General features: G+C 76.4%; 7 protein-coding genes. 2 read left to right on the forward strand and 5 right to left on the reverse strand.

Annotated features, from left to right (window positions below; all coding sequences use genetic code 11):
* The first annotated feature begins 9 nt into the window (after nt 1–9).
* Nucleotides 10–3,279 carry a non-ribosomal peptide synthetase gene (locus J7462_RS07320; protein ID WP_219462924.1) on the forward strand — a complete coding sequence of 1,090 codons (3,270 nt, stop codon included), beginning with the start codon at nt 10–12 and terminating at the stop codon, nt 3,277–3,279.
* A complete protein-coding gene (locus J7462_RS07325; RefSeq protein WP_219462926.1) occupies nt 3,279–3,548 on the forward strand; it encodes a phosphopantetheine-binding protein in 270 nt (89 codons plus the stop codon). The genes J7462_RS07320 and J7462_RS07325 overlap by 1 nt, the downstream gene beginning before the upstream one ends.
* A gap of 59 nt (nt 3,549–3,607) precedes the next feature.
* Here J7462_RS07325 and J7462_RS07330 read toward each other — a convergent pair whose 3' ends face one another.
* Genes J7462_RS07330 through J7462_RS07350 form a run of 5 tightly spaced genes read right to left on the reverse strand, consistent with a single transcriptional unit; the run spans nt 3,608 to nt 15,791 of the window.
* Nucleotides 3,608–5,479, reverse strand: a complete 1,872-nt coding sequence (locus J7462_RS07330; RefSeq protein ID WP_219462928.1) for a hypothetical protein — start codon at nt 5,477–5,479, stop codon at nt 3,608–3,610.
* Complete coding sequence (locus J7462_RS07335) at nt 5,476–9,027, reverse strand: DUF5682 family protein (RefSeq protein WP_219462930.1); 3,552 nt, start codon at nt 9,025–9,027, stop codon at nt 5,476–5,478. The genes J7462_RS07330 and J7462_RS07335 overlap by 4 nt, the downstream gene beginning before the upstream one ends.
* Nucleotides 9,011–10,174 (reverse strand): AAA family ATPase, encoded by a 1,164-nt coding sequence (locus tag J7462_RS07340; RefSeq protein WP_208566775.1) that lies wholly within the window; start codon nt 10,172–10,174, stop codon nt 9,011–9,013. Before J7462_RS07340 ends, J7462_RS07335 begins: the two co-directional genes overlap by 17 nt.
* Nucleotides 10,171–14,919 (reverse strand): hypothetical protein, encoded by a 4,749-nt coding sequence (locus tag J7462_RS07345; RefSeq protein WP_219462932.1) that lies wholly within the window; start codon nt 14,917–14,919, stop codon nt 10,171–10,173. Before J7462_RS07345 ends, J7462_RS07340 begins: the two co-directional genes overlap by 4 nt.
* Nucleotides 14,916–15,791, reverse strand: coding sequence for a DUF4132 domain-containing protein (locus tag J7462_RS07350; RefSeq protein WP_208566777.1), 876 nt, complete (start codon nt 15,789–15,791; stop codon nt 14,916–14,918). Before J7462_RS07350 ends, J7462_RS07345 begins: the two co-directional genes overlap by 4 nt.
* Nucleotides 15,792–16,154: the final 363 nt, after the last annotated feature.

Here is a 16,154-nt window from a genome sequence, read left to right on the forward strand (position 1 = left end):
AGCACGACCATGGGAGAGCATGTGGGCACCGCCGAGGCGACCTTCGCGCAGCACGCCGTCTGGTTCACCGAACAGGCCGGGGTCGCCGGCACGGCGTACCACATGGCGCTGGGCATCCGGTTCGGCGCGGAGCTGGACCGGGCGGCCCTCGTCGCGGCGTGCGCGGCGACGGTCGCCCGGCATCCGGTCCTGGCCGCCCGGGTCGGCACCGACGACGACGGCACCCCCCGGTTGACGCCGGCCGACACCCGCCCGGCGGTCACCTTCGGGGAGCTGACCGACGCCCGGGTCGCCGAGGAGATCGCCCGGCCGTACGACCTGCGGACCGGCCCGCTGGCCCGGTTCACCCTGCTGACCGGGACGACGGGTGCCCACCTGCTGCTGGTCACCGCGCACCACCTGGTCTTCGACGGCACCTCCAAGGACGTGCTGGTCCACGACCTGGCCGCCGGATACGCCGCCGCCCGGTCCGCCGGCCCGGTGCGGCCCGCCGACACCGGCCCGGAACAGCCCGGCGACGACCACGCCGGCCGCGCGGCGGTCGAGCAGCAGCGGATCGCCGTCGACCTGCCCGCCGCCCGCGACTTCTGGGCGCGGCACTGGTCCGGCCCCGGCGACGTGGTGCTGCCCGGCCTGCGCCGGCTACCCACCGGCGCCGAACCCGGCGTCGCCGTCGAGGTGACGCTGCCCGCCGACGTGGTCGACGGCCTCGACCCGGCGGCCCGGTCGCTCGGCGTGACCCGCTTCGAGCTGCTGTTCGCCGCGCTGCACACCCTGCTCGGGCGGTACGGCAACCAGGGCACGCCGGTCGGGGTGGCGCTGTCCACCCGCACCCCCGAGCAGGCCGACCGGATCGGATTGTTCGTCAACGAACTGCCGGTCACCGTCGACCCGGCCGACGGCACGTTCCGCGCGTACGCCCGCGCCGTGCGGGTCCGGCTGCGCGAGGTGTACCGGCACCGGGCCGTGCCGCTGGCCCACGCGGTGCCCGGTCTGCGGCCCGCCCCGGCGGTGACCCCGGTCAGCGTCGGCTACCGGCGGCGCGGCGCGGAACCGGTCTTCCCCGGGGTGACCGCAGCGGTCGACTGGACGCTGTTCGGTGGCGCCGCCCGCAACGCCCTGCACGTGCAGATCGTGGACGCCCCCACCGGCCCCACGGTCAGCCTCCAGCACAGCCCGGCGGCGATCCCGACCGGCGCGGTACGCCGCGTCGGGGCGCACCTGCGTACCCTGCTCGCCGCCGTGGTCGCCGACCCGGACCGGCCGGTGGCGCAGCTGCCGGTGCTGCCCGCCGAGGAACTCGACCGGGTCACCCGGGAGTGGAACGACACCGGCCGGGCGTACCCCGCCGGGGCGAGCGTGCCCACCCTGTTCGCCGCCCGGGTCGCCGCCGACCCGGACGCGCCGGCCGTGGTCGACGACGACCTGATCCTCAGCTACGCGCAGCTCGACGCCGCCGCCGACCGGTTGGCCGGGCTGCTGCGCCAACGTGGGATCGGGCCCGGGTCACTCGTCGCGGTCGCCCTGGACCGGTCCTGGCGGGCGGTGGTCACCCTACTGGCGGTGCTGCGCTGCCGGGCCGCGTACCTGCCGGTGGATCCGCAGCACCCGCCGGCCCGCCGGGAACTCGTCCTCGCCGACGCCACCCCCACGCTGGTGGTGACGCCGACGGTGACCGCGCTGACCTGGCCGACCCTCGCCCTCGACGGGATCGACCTGCTCACCGGGCCGACGCCGGTCACCCCCGCCGTGCCGCCGGACGCCGACGACCTGGCCTACGTGCTCTACACCTCGGGCTCGACCGGCCGACCCAAGGGTGTGTCGGTGCGGCACGGGGCGCTGACCAACCTGCTGTTGGGCGTCCGGGACCTGCTGGGCAGTGGCCCGGCGCACCGGTGGCTGCACCTGACCTCGCTGTCGTTCGACATCTCCACCGTGGAGGTCTTCCTGCCGCTGGTCACCGGCGGCCGGGTGGTCGTCGCCTCGACGGTCGGCCCCCTCGACGGCGCGGGTGTGCTGCGGCTGGTCCACACCGCCGGGGTGACCCACGCCCAGGCCACCCCGTCGGGTTGGCGGGTGCTGCTGGAGGCCGGCCTCGGCACGCCCGCACCGGACGCCGCCGGGCCCACCCCGCCGCTGGTCGCGGTCACCGGCGGGGAGGCCCTGCCGGTCGCCCTCGCCCGGGACCTGCGGGCCCGCACCAGCCGCCTGATCAACGGGTACGGCCCGACGGAGGCGACGGTGTACGCCACGATGGCCGACGTCCCCGCCGATCCCGACGAGGTCACCATCGGACGGCCGCTGCCGAACGTGCGGGCGTACCTGCTGGACACCTCGGGACGACCGGTGCCGATCGGGGTGCCGGGTGAGTTGCACCTGGCCGGCGTCGGGTTGGCCGCCGGCTACCTCGGCCGCGACGACCGGACCGCCGAGGTGTTCGTGCCGGACCCGTTCGGGCGGCCCGGGGAGCGGCTCTACCGCACCGGCGACCGCTGCCGGTGGCTGCCCGACGGGCGGCTGGACTTCCTCGGCCGCACCGACGACCAGGTGAAGATCCGGGGACACCGGATCGAGTTGGGTGAGATCGACGCCCGGCTGCTCGACCATCCGGCCGTGGCCGGCGCGGCGACGGTGCTGCGTCCGGACGCCGACGGGCCCCGGCTCGTCGCCTACCTGGTGGCCCGCACCGGCACCGACCCGGCACCGGCCGAGCTGCGCCGGCACCTGGCGGCGAGCCTGCCGCAGGCCGTGCTGCCGACCGACTTCGTGCCGCTCGACCGGCTGCCGTCGAGCCCGAACGGCAAGGTCGACCGGGCCGCCCTGGCCGCCCGGGACCTCACCGTGGACCTCCCCCGGCCACCGGTCACCGACCCCACCCGCCCGGCCGGCACCGCGACGCCCCCGGCCGGCACCGCGACGCCCCCCGGCACCATCCTCGCGCCCGGCACCGGAGCACCCGGCACCACCGGCACGCCCGGCACCACCGGAACCGACGGGTCGCCCGGCGACCCGGCACCGGGCGCAGCCGTCATGCCGGTCGGGGACGACGATCCGGTGGTGACCCAGCTGCGGCTGATCTGGCAGGAGGTGCTGCGGATCCCCGACATCGGCGTGCACGAGGACCTGTTCGACCTGGGCGGCCACTCGCTGACGATCACCCGGATCAGTGGCCGCATCCGGCAACGACTCGGCGTCGAGGTGCCCCTGGACGCCTTCTTCGACACCCCCACCATCGCCGAGATCGCCGAGATCGTCCGGCCGTCCGTGAAGGAGCGCTGATGGACACCAACGACACCACCGACCTGCGGGGGCGGCTCGCCGACCTGGTCAGCGAGGCCACCGGCGGCGACGTCGCGGCCACCGACCTGCTCACCGGCGGCTCGATGGTCGCTCTCGGCGTCGACTCGCTCGGCCTGCTCCGCATGGTCGACGCGATCGAGCTGGAGTACGACGTCGAGGTCGAGCTGAACGGTCCCGGCCGGCCCCTGGACACCCTCGACGACCTGGTCACGCTGCTGTCCACCGCCGTATCCGACGACGCCCGCTGACCGGCCCGACCCGGGCGGGGCCGGGCCGACAGACGGATGACCCGGCCGGGCGTGAACGGTCACGGCAGCCAGGACGCCTCCGCCGACGCCCGGGCCGCCGCCTCCTCGTAGACCGCCAACGCCAGCCAGGACGCGGCGAACGCCTGCCCGTCGTCGTCGGTGAGCCGCCCGAAGGCATCCCGGGGTCGGGCCCGGGCCGCCGATCCCATCGCGGCGAGCAGGTGCGCGCCGAGGTCCAGGCGGGCCAGCCGCAGCTTCCGTTCCGTCGGGTCGGCCAACGCCTGGATCGCCCGGCCACCCGAGACGACCCGCTCCACCTGCCGGCGCAACGACTCCAGGGCGGGATCGCCGAGCCGGGGACGCGGCACGGCCGGGTCCGGGGCCGCGAGCCGGTCGGGCGGTGGCACCGCCGCAGCGTCCCCCGTCCTGAGCTGGCTCGTGTGCAGCCGGTCGTAGCCGAGATCGGCGTGACCCGCCCAGCTCGCCGGCAGGGTGAGCCCCGGCCCGTCGTCGTCGACCGGTCCCACGGCGAGCGCCTGGACGGTCGCCCGGCGGGTCGGATCGAGCCGACCCACCAGGCGCAGCCGCGCCCCCACCGCCTGCCCCAGCAGGCGCAGGTTGGCCCGGTGCGGCAGGGCGGCGTGCTCGTCGGCGACGGTCAGCGTCAGGACCGCCCCGTCGGCGGTGTCGACCAGGACGGTGTGGTCGTGCCCACCCAGCACCCGTACGGTCAGGAAGAGCAGGTCGGCACCGGCCGGGCGCTCCGGCAACGGCAGGGTCACCGCGCCGAAGGCCCGCCGGACCTGGTCGGGCAGGGGCTGCGCCCAGAGCCCGGCGAGGGGTTCCTCGGCCCAGCCCACCCCGGCGGCCCGCGCCGCCCGGACCGCCCGCCCGGCACCCAACTGCCCCGACTCCGAGGCGGTGCCGCCGGACACCACCAGCCCGGCCCGGGTGAGCTGCCGGTGGCTGAGCCCCGACTCGCCCACCGCCACGGTCGCGTCACCCGCGCCGGCGGCCCGGCCCGCGTCACCCGGGGCGAGATCGGCGACCGTCCAGAGTCGACCGTCGCGGTCCGCCAGGTAGGTGACCACCCCGGCGTACCCGGAATCGGCCACCACCGGGACCGTGCAGAGCCCGTACAGTCGCAGGCCGGCCTGTGGGTCGTAGGTCCGCCGGGCGGTGCCCAGCAACGCGCCGAGGTCACCGGCCGGCGTCTCCCCGCGCAGCCGGCGGGACACCGCCAGCAGCTCCCGCAGGTCGTCGGTCAGGTCGGCCAGCCGGTGCTGGGGTTCGCCCTCCCGGGCGGCCCGCAGCCCGGCCGCGACCCGGGTGCCGGCCGCGGCAGCCCGGTGCAGGCCGTTGGCCCGGGCCTCGTGCACCGCCCGCAGCAGGGCGGTCCGCAGCACCACCCCGCAGCCGACGATCCCCGCCCCGAGCACCGCCACGCCCACCTGCCACAGCCCGTCGGCGGCGGCCCGCTGCCGCTCGGTGGGCGCGGGCGGCGACCCGGCACCCTCCGCCACCGCGTCACCGGTCACCCCGGCGGGCGGTTCGGTCGCGCAAGCCGGATCGACGGGCCGGCCGGCGGCCGCGTCGTCCACCCGGGCCGCGTCGTTCATGGCAGCCGCGTCGTCCACCGGGGCCGCGTCGTCCACCGGGGCCAGGGCGAGCACCGCCATCCGGTGCAGGCAGTTCGGCGCGAGCAGGCAACTGCACCGGGCGTCGGCGGCGCGGCGCACCACCCCGTCGGCCGTCACCAGGGTCACCGTGGTCGCCTCGTCGACCCGGACCGTCGCCCCGCCGTCCGTGCCGGTGACCGGCCAGCCAGCGGCCCGGGCGACCGCGTCGTCGACCTTGCGGCGCAGCCGGGCGGGCAGCGCCTCCAGGGCCTCGGCCAGCACCGGCGCGGTCACCGGCGGCAGGCCGGTCACCGCCGCACCTGCTCGCCGACCCACCGGGCCAGCTCCAGCGGGCTCAACGCGGCAACCGGCATCCCCGCCGCGACCAGCTGACCCGCCGCCGCGACCGAGTAGCGGGGACGGCCGGTGTCGTCCAGGCTGGCACAGCCCAGCACCTGACAGCCCGCCTCCACCAACGCCCGGGTCTCGGCCAGCAGACCACCCATCGGGTACCCCTCCTCGAAGTCGCTGATCACCACCACCATCGTCCGCTGCGGCACGGTGACCAGGGACCGGGCGTAGCGCAGCCCGGCCGCGATGTGCGTACCCCCGCCGACGCTGACCTCCAACAGCAGGGCCAGCGGGTCGTCCACCCGCTCGGTCAGGTCCACCACCTCGGTGGAGAAGGCGACGAAGTGCGTGCTCAGCGCCGGGACACCGGCCAGCACCGCGGCGGTGAGCGCCGACCAGATCACCGACTCCTCCATCGAGCCGGAGACGTCGACGACGAGCACCAGCCGCCAGTCCACCCCCCGGCGGGCCCGGGTCCGGAACACCGGCCGCTCCGGCACCAGCGTCACCCGGCCCTGCCCGTCGCGGCGGGCGGTGGTCAGGTTGGCGCGCAGCGTCCGGGGCAGGTCCAGCGGGCCACCCGGCCGGTAGGTGGGGCGGGGGGTCGTCAACCCGGTCAACGCCGGGCGCAGCCGGGCGGCCAACTGCCGGGTCAGCTCCGCCACGATCCGGGCCACCAGCGGGCGCAGCCGCGCCACCGTGGACTCCGGCAGCCCACCGGCGAGGGTGAGCACGTCACGGAGCAGCTCGACCGACGGGCGCACCGCCGCCGGGTCCAGTTCGGTGACCGCGTCCAGCCGGCCCGCCTCCACCGCCCGGGCCAGCACCTCCTCGCGCACCCCGGGGCCGAACAGGGCGGACAGTTCCTGCGCCCACTCCCGTACGCCGGGGAAGGACGCCTCCCGGCCGGCGCGACCGGCCGCCTCGGCACCGGCCCCCTCACCCCGGCCGGCCCCGTACAGCTCGTCGAGCGCGGTGGCGTAGCGGCGGGCGCGCGGCCCGACCCGGGTCGACTCCCGGCCGAGCACCAGCCGCCACCGGTCCACTGTCGACAACCCACCGGCCGGGGTACGCCGGACGGCCGGCCGCGTCGCGTCGGTGACCGTCGGCGGCTGCGGCGACGGGTCCGCCGGCTCGGCGGCGAGCAGACCCTGCGCCAGGAGCGCCCGGCGGCCCGCCGCGTCGGCGTGCAGCCGGACCAGCAGGGCGTCCGGGTCGTCGAGCACCGCGACGTCGGCGGTCGGACCGGTGTCGTCCAGTCGTTCCCGGACCACGTCCAGCAGCCGGTCCCGCCCGGCCGGGCTGACCACGTGGAAGCCGGCGCGCAGCGCCGGCAGCCGGATGAGGAACTCCTCGTCGGGCAGGGTCTCGACCCGTTCCAGGAGCCCGTCGAGCACCTCGTCGCTGGCCCGTAGCAGCGGTTCGGCGGCGACCAGCAACCCGGTCAGGTGGCCCTGCAACTGCTGGCGTCCGGTGGGCGTCGTCGCGGTGTCCAGCCAGGACGTGACGAGCCGTCCGTAGGCGGCCGGCTCCCGCAGGCCCAGCAGGACCTGGACCGCCCCGGCGGCGGCGGCCATCAGCGGCGAACCCCCGGTGGCGAGCCGGGCCAGGCAGTCGGCCAGGCGCAGCCCCGCCCCGGCGACGTCGGCCCGCTGGGCGAGCGTTGCCAACGCCTCCGCGTCGGATACGTCCTCGGCGCCGAGCAGCCCGTCGACCTGCCGGACCGCCGCGCTCTCCAACGCCTCGACGACCCGGCCCAGTTCGTCCGCCGGCAGCTCCGATGTGCCTGGCAGGTGGCCGAGGCGCAACCGGTCGAGCAGCGCCAACGCGGCGACCAGTTCACCGAGGGTGCCTTCGGCCGGTACGGTGACCGCCACCTCGGCGAGCCGGCGGGCGGCCAACCCGGCCAGGTCGCACCGGGCGGCGTCCTCCAGCCCGGCGATCAGGGCGGTCACCGTCGGTCCGTCCTCGGCCCGCTCCCGCCGTCGCCGCTGCACCAACGCGCCCTCGGCGGCCTGGCCGAGGGTCACCCCGTGCAGCCCGGCCACCTCGATGGTCGCCTCGGTCCGGGGCGACCACTCCACCCGCCAGCGGGTGGTGACCGGGTCGACCCCGCCGACCCCCGTGCCGGCGACCGGCGTGGCGTAGCCGACGCCACAGACCGTCAGCCGGTGCAGGGTGATCTCCCGCCGCCGGTCCAGCGGCGAACGCAGCGGGTCCAACCGCAGCTCCCTGGCTGGGTCGCCGGCCCCGGGCAGGCGCAACCGGGCCAGCAGTTCCCGCACCGCCGGGGCCAGCCCGGAGCGGGGGGCACCGGGGGCCAGCGCGCCGCGCCGGTCCCCGACGAGTACCTCCTCCATCGCGCGGGCCACCGCCCGACCCCGACCGAGCACCTCGCCGTGGGCCAACACGCTCTGGATCGCCTCGACCAGTTCACCCCGGCCCGGTGCGGGCAGGCCGCGCAGTCGGGCCAGGTCGAGGGCGAGCCGGACCGTCTCCCGGGCCTCGCCGGGACCGGCCGGGTGGCCGGCCCGCCGGATCGCCGCGCAGACGGCCACCACGGCGGCGGTCGTGGCCGACTCGACCGCGGCGGGGTCGCCGGCGGCGGTGAGGACCGACTGCTGCCACTGCGGATCGCGGATGCCCGCCGGATAGCCCGACCGGGCGTCGAGCAACCCGAACGTGTACGGCACCAGCGACGTCACCACCGACGACGCACCGGCCGGCCCGGCCCGGGACGGGGCCGGCGCACCGGTCAGCAGCGCCGGGGCGTGGAACGCGCCGACCAGGGCGGCGACCCGACGCTGCCCCGCCTCCGCCAGGCACTGCCGCATCCATGCCTCCCGCCGCAGGTCGAGGGGGGACACCCCGGTCCCCCGTTCGGCGTCGGCCCGCATCGCCCAGCCGACCGCGAGCGCCGCCCGGCGTACCGCCTCCGGGTCGGCGCCCGGGGCGCGGGCCTCGACCGACCGGTCCCACAGGTCCTCGTCGGCCCGCCCGCTGCCCGCCGCGCGCAGCGCGTCGGCGAACGACAAGCCCGGCGTCGGGGCGGCACCCGGCTCGCGCTCCCCCCAGGCCGCGTCCGCCAACGGCAGGTCACACGGTACGACCGGAACCCCGTTACGGGCGGCCCAGCGCACCGCCACCAGTTCCGGGGAGAAGTCGGCGAACGGGTAGAACGCCGGTCCCCCGCCCTCGCCGACCACCCCGGCCAGCGCCACCGGGGCGGTGGTGGCCGGGTCGGCGAGCCACGGCAGCCACTCGCCGAGTTCCGGTGGGAGTTCCAGGAGCAGCACCTCGGGCCGGTACCCGGCCAGCAGCCGGGGCAGGGCCACCGCCAGCGCGGGCGAGTGGTGGCGTACCCCGATCAGGTAGGGCCGCCGGTGCCCGGCCAGCGCGGTGACCGCGACCGTGGGGTCGACCGGTTCCGCCGGTGGCCCGGCGGGCACCTGCGCGGCGCGCGGCGACGGCGGCCCGGCCGGGGACGGCGGTTCAGTCGGCGAGGACATCGCGCAGTTCCCAGAGTTGCCGCCACAGCCGCGCACCGTCCTCGGCCCGCCGCCGCACCGCGCCGTCCCAGTAGCCGAGCAACTTGGCCCCGTCGGCCGGGTCGTCCTTGCGGACCACGCCGAGCAGGTGACCCGGCAGCAGCGACAACACGTCCCGGTCGCCGGGGAAGTAGGCCGCCGCCAGCGCCAGCGACGATGCGACCGCCACCGCCTCGGCGGTGCTCATCACGGTGGAGGGCCGTTCCACCTCCCAGCCCTCGACCGACCGACCCGCGCGCAGGTCCCGGAACGCGGTGACCAGGGCCTCCAGCACGGCCTCGTCGACCGCGAAGGGGGCCTGCACCCGCTCCAGCGTGGCGCGGGCCTGCCGCTGCACCAGGGCGATCTCCTGGGCCAGGTCACCGATGGGGCCGACGGTCTCGAAGTTGAACCGGCGCTTGAGCGCCGCCGACATCTCCGACACCCCCCGGTCACGCAGGTTGGCGGTGGCGATCAGCGTGAACCCGGGCGCGGCGGGGACGGTGGCGTCGGCGGTGCCGGACAGCTCGGGCACCGCGATCCGCCGGTCGGACAGGATGGACACCAGCGCGTCCTGGACCTCCGGCAGGCAGCGGGTGATCTCCTCCACCCGGGCCACCGCGCCGGTACGCATCGCGGACAGGATCGGCGACGGCACCAGCGCGGCGGCGCTCGGCCCGTGCGCGAGCAGCAGCGCGTAGTTCCAGCCGTAGCGGAGCTGGTCCTCGGTGGTGCCCGCGGTGCCCTGCACGACCAGTTCGCTGCTGCCGCAGATCGCGGCGGACAGCAGCTCCGACAGCATCGACTTGGCGGTGCCCGGTTCGCCGACGAGCAGCAGGCCCCGCTCCCCGGCGAGGGTGACGACGCAGCGTTCGACCAGTGCCCGTTCCCCGACGAACTTGGCGGCCACGGTCAGGGTGCGGGGCAGGTCGTCACGGCGGGCCTGTCGGGGCAGTTCCAGCGGGACACCGGCGCTGCCGACGATGAACGTGACGACGGCACGGGGGGTCAACCGCCAGCCCGGCGGCCGGGCCCCGTCGTCGTACGCGGCGAGGAACGCCAGCTCGGTGGCGTGGGCGTGTTCGGCCGGCTCGACCTGACGCGCCGTCGGGGTGGTCGTGGTGGTCATCGGCGGCCTTCCGTAACGAGATCGTCGAAGCGGGGTACGTCGCCGTCGCGCAGCCGGGCCCAGGCGAGCGCGAACAGGCGGGGCGGTGGGGCCACCGGGGAGACGATGCCGAGGGCGGTCACGCCACCCTCGCCCCCGATCAGCAGCGGGAGTTTCCACCGTTCCAGCGGCAGCAGCGGCGCCTTGAGCGCCAACCAGCCGCCGGGCAGGAACAGCGACCGCCCGGCCCGGGGCCGTTTCGCCACCACGACGTGACCGGTCGCGGCCAGCTCGGCGCGGGCCGCCTTGAGTCGGGCCGGCTTCCAGCCGGTCCACCGGGCGACGTTGCGGTCGGTCGGGTCGGGCAGGGCGAGCAGTTGCAGGTAGAGCGCCGCGGCGTCGGCACCCAGCCCGAGCGTCGTGGCGACCGTGGCGACCAGTTCAGGGTCGGACCGGGTCGGGTCCTGCGCGAAGCCGTCGTCCATCGCCGGGACGACGTGCGACACCACCTCGGTGAGCTGGCCGCCGACCAGCGCCCGCAGCGCCGCGAGCAGCTGCTCGTTGACGTGGTCGAGGCGGGCCCGCAGCACGGCCACCGCCGGATCGTCCGTTGCGGACAGCCGGGACGGGTACAACCGGACCCGGTGCCAGCGGTCGGTCGGCGGGATCAGCACCGGGCCGACCTCGGTGCCGGCCGGGCCGGTCGTCACCGGCAGGCCGAACGCGGCGGTGAACGCCGGCAGCTTCGTGCCGTCGACGTGCCCGACGAAGACGGTGAAGCCGGGGTCGGCCAACCGCTGCCGGGCCAGGTCGGCGGCGACCGGCAGCGCCGCCCGGATCGGGTCGTCGACGGCCAGGTGGTACGCCAGCCACGGCAGCGTCCTGGTCAGCGCGATCAGCGCGTCGTCGTCGTCGACACCGGTGCCGGACCCGGCCAGCCAGCGGCCGGTGGCCGCGTTGGCGACCCAGTGGAGCACCGTCGAGGCCGGCAGCGGGCTGGTCACCCCGGCCCGGTCCACCTGAACGATCAACTCGTCGGACACGGGTCGCCGTGGCCCGTGCCGCCGCACCCACTCCTCGACGATCAGATCCTGCCGGGGCCCGTCGACCCACAGCCGCGCCGCGTCCTCGGGGATCAGCCGCCCGAGCAGGTTGGCGAAGACCTGCCGGCCGCGACCGCCGGTGCCCCAGAACCGGGCCGCCGCGGCGGGGGCGGCCGGGTCGGGCAGTTCCAGGATGGTCAGCAGTTCGGCGGGGGCCCTCTCCCACACGAGCCGGGGCAGGCCCGCCAGCAGCAGCACCGCCTCGGAGTAGCTCATGCCCGCCGCGTCGGACAGGGTGCGGGCCCACTCCGGCTGCCACTCCATCGGCTCGTTGGCCCGGGCGAGCCGGACGAACTCGTCGATCCGCTGCGGCGTGACGTCACCGGTCGGCAGGATCCGCTCCTCGGTGATCCGGAAGCCGGACACCGCCGAGAACCGTCCGGTCGGCGTCCAGTCGAGCACGTCGAGTTCACGGTCGTCGGTGTCGACGGCGAGCACCAGCAACCGCCGGCCGGCCTCGGTCAGCACCTGTCCCCGGACGTGGTCGAGCGGCTGGTTGCCGTCGGCGACCAGGGTGACCCGCCGCAGTCGGCTGCCCGGGGCGAGGAGCCCGGAACGGGCGCACACCTCCAGCAGCGTCAGCAGCGCCTCACGGACCTCGGACAGGCAGATCGGGGCCACCGCCCGGTACATCGCGGCCGGCAGTACCCCCAGCAGGTCGAACCAGTCGAGGTCACCGTCCAGCTGGACCCGGGCGGCAGGCGTCGGGTCGGTGCCGGTGAGCGCGGCGCCCGCGCGGGAGATCAGCCGCAGGGAGCTGTCCTCCGCGGCGTAGCAGTACTGGATCAGCCCGGCGAGCCCTTCGGAGAGCAGCCGGTCGACCGCCGGTGACCCGGTCGGGGCCGCCTGCGCCGGCAGCGCGTTGTCCTGCTCGCCGTCGAGCACGGCGGCCAGCGTCCGCAGCCGCGTCACCTGCTCGGCGGCCCGGGTGACGAGCCCGGCGACCCCGGCGACGAGGGCGGGCGCGGTGAGCTGCGGCAGGTGCCGGCCGACCAGGGCCCGCACCTGGGCGGCGTCCAGCCCGGCCGCGTCGGCCAGCAGGGCGCCGGCCTGCGCGTCGGTGACGTCGCGCAGCGCCGCCGAGCCGACCTCGTCGCGGGGGCGCAGGAAGTGCCAGTATTCCGGCGGCGGCACCAGCCGGCTGCCGGCGGCGAAGGCGGACCGCTCACCGCCGGACGGGTAGCGCCCGAGCAGGAAGCCGTCCTCGGCGCAGAGCAGCAGCTCGCCGTTGGCGCCCCGGCCACCGTGCAGCAGTCCGAAGGTGGTGTCCGCGCCGGGGAACCGCACCGCCGCCGCGAGCCTGCCGTCGGCGGCACCCGCCGGCAGGGCGAAGGACCGCCCGTTCACGGCTTCGCCGGACCAGCCGCCGTCCGCCCCGCGCCGCACCCGCCAGCCGGCCAGCCCGTCGGCGCGGCCCAGCGGGCTGTCGGACGACTCGGTGGGGCGCAGCCAGGACGCACCGGCATCGAGGGGTCGACCGTCGACGGTGCCGTCCTCGAAGAACGTCGGCCGGGAGAACCGTCCACGCTCGCCCGTCGTGGGGTCGTACTCCTGCCAGCCCAGCGGGTGGTCGGCGGCGCGTAGCCAGTAGGTGGTGCCGTCGCTGATGACCCGGCCACCGGTTCGCTCGGCCCGGTCGCCGACCCGCAACGGACGCCGCCCCATGGTGCGCCCGCCGCCGGGCAGCGGCAGCGACAGCTGGGGGTAGGTGGTGAAGGCGTCGTCGGCGAGGGTGAAGACGTCGTCCGGGGTGCCGCTCCAGTAGGCGGCCCGGTCCCGGCCCCGGTCCCAGCAGACCAGCAGTTGCCCGTCGACGTGGCGCAGCACCAGCCGCCAGCGGTACCGGTTCTCCCCGGCCGGGATCCGCATCAGGTGTTCCTGCTCCACGGCGTCCGGCCCGATGACCGTCACCAGGTCGCCGGTGAGCAGCAACAGGTTCGGCCACTGCCCGGTGAGCTGCACGTCCGTGGTCGACTCGGTGAGCCGTTCGGCGGCGGTGTCCAGGGCGGGCCAGCCGTACTCGTCGAGCAGGCCGGAGCGCAGCGTACGGCCGAGGACCGGGCCGAGGTCGTGGTCGACGAGTCGGCGTACCGCGTCGGGGTTGACGGCGAAGCCGGTCGGGCAGGCGACGGTACCGACCCGGTCGAGGTGCTGGTCGAGTGTCGGCAACCCCTGCCGCCCGACGGCGTCGGCGAGGGTGTCCAGCCAGCTGCGCAGGGCGGTCCGCAGGCCGGGCACCGCGACGATCTCCCGTACCCGGGGCGTCGGGTCGCGCTGGTCGCGCGCGCCGGTGCGCAGTCGCCGTTCGACGCCCTCGAGCAGCATCGGCAGGAACCGGGGGTCGGCGGCGACGGCGACCAGGTCACGCCGGCCGTCGGTGTCGTCGGAGAACCAGTTGTCCAGCCGGTGCCGGACGTCGCCGGCCGGATCCGCGACGGGCACCCCCAGCGCCAGGCAGGTGTCGAGCAGGTCGAGGTCCACGGCGTCGTGGGCGCGGCAGAGAACGACCGGCACCCCGTCGGCCTTGAGCCGTCCCGCCATCCGGTCCACCAGGGCGAGCAGCCCGGGGTGCCGCTTGCGGACCCGCCACGAGCGGCGTTCCCGGTGCTCGTCGAAGCGGCGCAGCCAGCCGGCGGGTCCGTCCGGCGACTCGGCCTCGGCGGGGACGCCGCCCGCCGGCCCGGTCAGCGCCTGGGTGGCGCCGGCCGACTCCAGCACCTCCAGCCAGACGTCGTCGCCGCAGTGCTGGGGGGTCAGGCCGAGCAGCCGGCCGCGCAGGGCGGGATCGTTCGCGGCGAGCCGGGCCAACGACGCCCGGTAGGCGTTCCAGAACGCCTCCGGCGCCCGGTTGAGCGCGGGCGCGGCCAACAGTTCGCCGAGTACCCGCTCGTCCTCGGCGGCCGGGTCGAGCCCGGCGGCGCGGGCCAGCCGGCGCAGGTCGGTGTGCATCGCCGCGTACGGGGGCAGGCCACCCAGGGTGCGCTCCACGCACAGCCGCAGGAACATCGCGTACGCGTCGGCGGCGGAACGCCGGGTCGCGAGGTCCCGGGCGTGACCGGAGAGCGCCTTCGCGGTCAGCGCCCCGGCCAGCGCGAACTCCAGGAACACGGCGTGCTGGCGGTCCTCGTCGATGGTCAGCCCGTAGGCGCGTTCGGCGTCGCGGGCCTTGCCGAACATGCTCGCGGCGTGGGTGACGCTGTCGGCGGCGAGGAACGCCCGACCGGCCTCCTCGTAGAACGTGGGCAGGAAGTGCGGCACCGACCGGGCCAGCCGCTCCCCGAGGGCGTTGAAGCCGTCCTTGGCCGGGCCGACCCGGGAGCGCGCCGTACGGGCCAGCCGCTCGATCTCCTTGACCAGGGCCAGGGCGTGGTGCCCGTTGGCCGGGTCGTGGACCAGCGCCCAGGCCGGGAAGCCGAGCGCCTGCTGGCGGACCACGCCGACCGGGGTCACCCGCTGCGGCCGGTCGAAGCCGAGGAACTCCATGGACAGGTCCTCGGCCTCGCCCAGCGCCTCGCTGACCAGCCGGACCACGGTCCGTCCGGCGAGGACGGGGTGGGTGTACCGGCGGGCGGTCAGGGTGTCGGTGGTGTCGTCCTTGGCCACCACCGTGCCGACGGGCAGCACCGCGCCCGCCTCCAACAGGTCCATCGCGTCGATGCTCACCGGTCCTCCTCCTGCTCTGCTGCCACGACCCGGCCGGCGTACAGCGCGGCGGCCATCCGGGTTCCCTCCGACCAGGCCACCGGGCCGACCGCGCCCAGCGGCAGGGCGGTGCCGTGCCGGTCGGTGAAGACGAGGTCACCGGTCTCGGTCTCGAAGTACGGGTCCTCCGCGCCGACCCACGACCGGGCCTCGACGGTGCGCCCGTCCTCGACGATCCGGCACACCGCGTTGCCGCCGCGCACCGGGTAGCCGAGCTTCGTCGCGCGGGCCGTCAGGTGGCGCAGCTGGTCGTACCGGCCGCCGGCGTAGTCGCCGAACCGGGTCGCCGTCGCGTCGACCTGCGGCCCCCGGACCCAGGTCTGCCGGAAGAGCTGGTCGACGGACTGGCGGACCTGGAGTTCGGCGGCGAACTCCCGGAGGTCGTCGAGGTCGTCGAGGGTGACCGGGTGGGGGATGACGATCCGTCGGGCGGCCCGGCGGACGGAGTCACCGTCGAGGTCGACCAGCCCGACCTGACCGTCGCCGACCTCGCGGAGCAGACCCACGCCGTCCGGGTCCCGGTGGCCGTCGTCGTCGAGCACCACGACGACGAGGTCGGTCAGCGCGGTGCGCCACGCCTCGTCCGGCCACACCTCGGTCAGGACCGCGACCGGCACCGGCAGCGAACGCACCATCCAGCGTTCGATGTCCGTGCGGCACTGGCCCTCGTGCCGGGTCAGCCACTCGGTGAGCTGACGCAGCCCCACCACGGTCGGATCGTCGCGCAGGGACGCCGGCACGGAACGGAGTTCCCGTCCCTTGGCGTTCCGGGCGACGACATCACCATCGCGGAGAGTGACCTGGTAGCCACCCGACACCTCTGACCATCCCATGTGGACACCCCATGGCTCGGTGGGTTAAGACACCGGAGGCTAGCCCACCCGGGCGACAAAGCCGGGCCGTCGTCCCGTCACGCGGCGGCACCCAGCAGCCGGCACCGCTGCGTCACCGTGGGTGACCATCGACGGGGGTGCCCGGGGTACCCGTCGGAGCAGCCGGGCGACACCACGCCCGCCCGTCGCCCCAGGCGGCGGCAGAGACGGTGAACCACACGGATCGCCGGATCGCACCCGTCCCGCCCGGGCGCTCCCGGGGCGACACGCGGGGCCGTGGAGCCGGGGAACGGCCGACCGGTCGGACCGCCGGCCCCGGCGGGTTGCGCACGATCGACGGCTCACCGCCAGTGATGATTCTTA

It is taken from the genome of Micromonospora sp. RL09-050-HVF-A, from assembly GCF_019374995.1.
Lineage (GTDB): Bacteria > Actinomycetota > Actinomycetes > Mycobacteriales > Micromonosporaceae > Micromonospora > Micromonospora antibiotica.

Excerpts from the sequence above, each read along its gene's own strand:
- J7462_RS07320 (WP_219462924.1), top strand. The coding sequence starts at position 10 with ATGGGAGAGCATGTGGGCACCGCCGAGGCGACCTTCGCGCAGCACGCC.
- J7462_RS07325 (WP_219462926.1), top strand. The coding sequence starts at position 3,279 with ATGGACACCAACGACACCACCGACCTGCGGGGGCGGCTCGCCGACCTG.
- J7462_RS07335 (WP_219462930.1), bottom strand. The coding sequence starts at position 9,027 with ATGTCCTCGCCGACTGAACCGCCGTCCCCGGCCGGGCCGCCGTCGCCG.
- J7462_RS07340 (WP_208566775.1), bottom strand. The coding sequence starts at position 10,174 with ATGACCACCACGACCACCCCGACGGCGCGTCAGGTCGAGCCGGCCGAA.
- J7462_RS07350 (WP_208566777.1), bottom strand. The coding sequence starts at position 15,791 with ATGGGATGGTCAGAGGTGTCGGGTGGCTACCAGGTCACTCTCCGCGAT.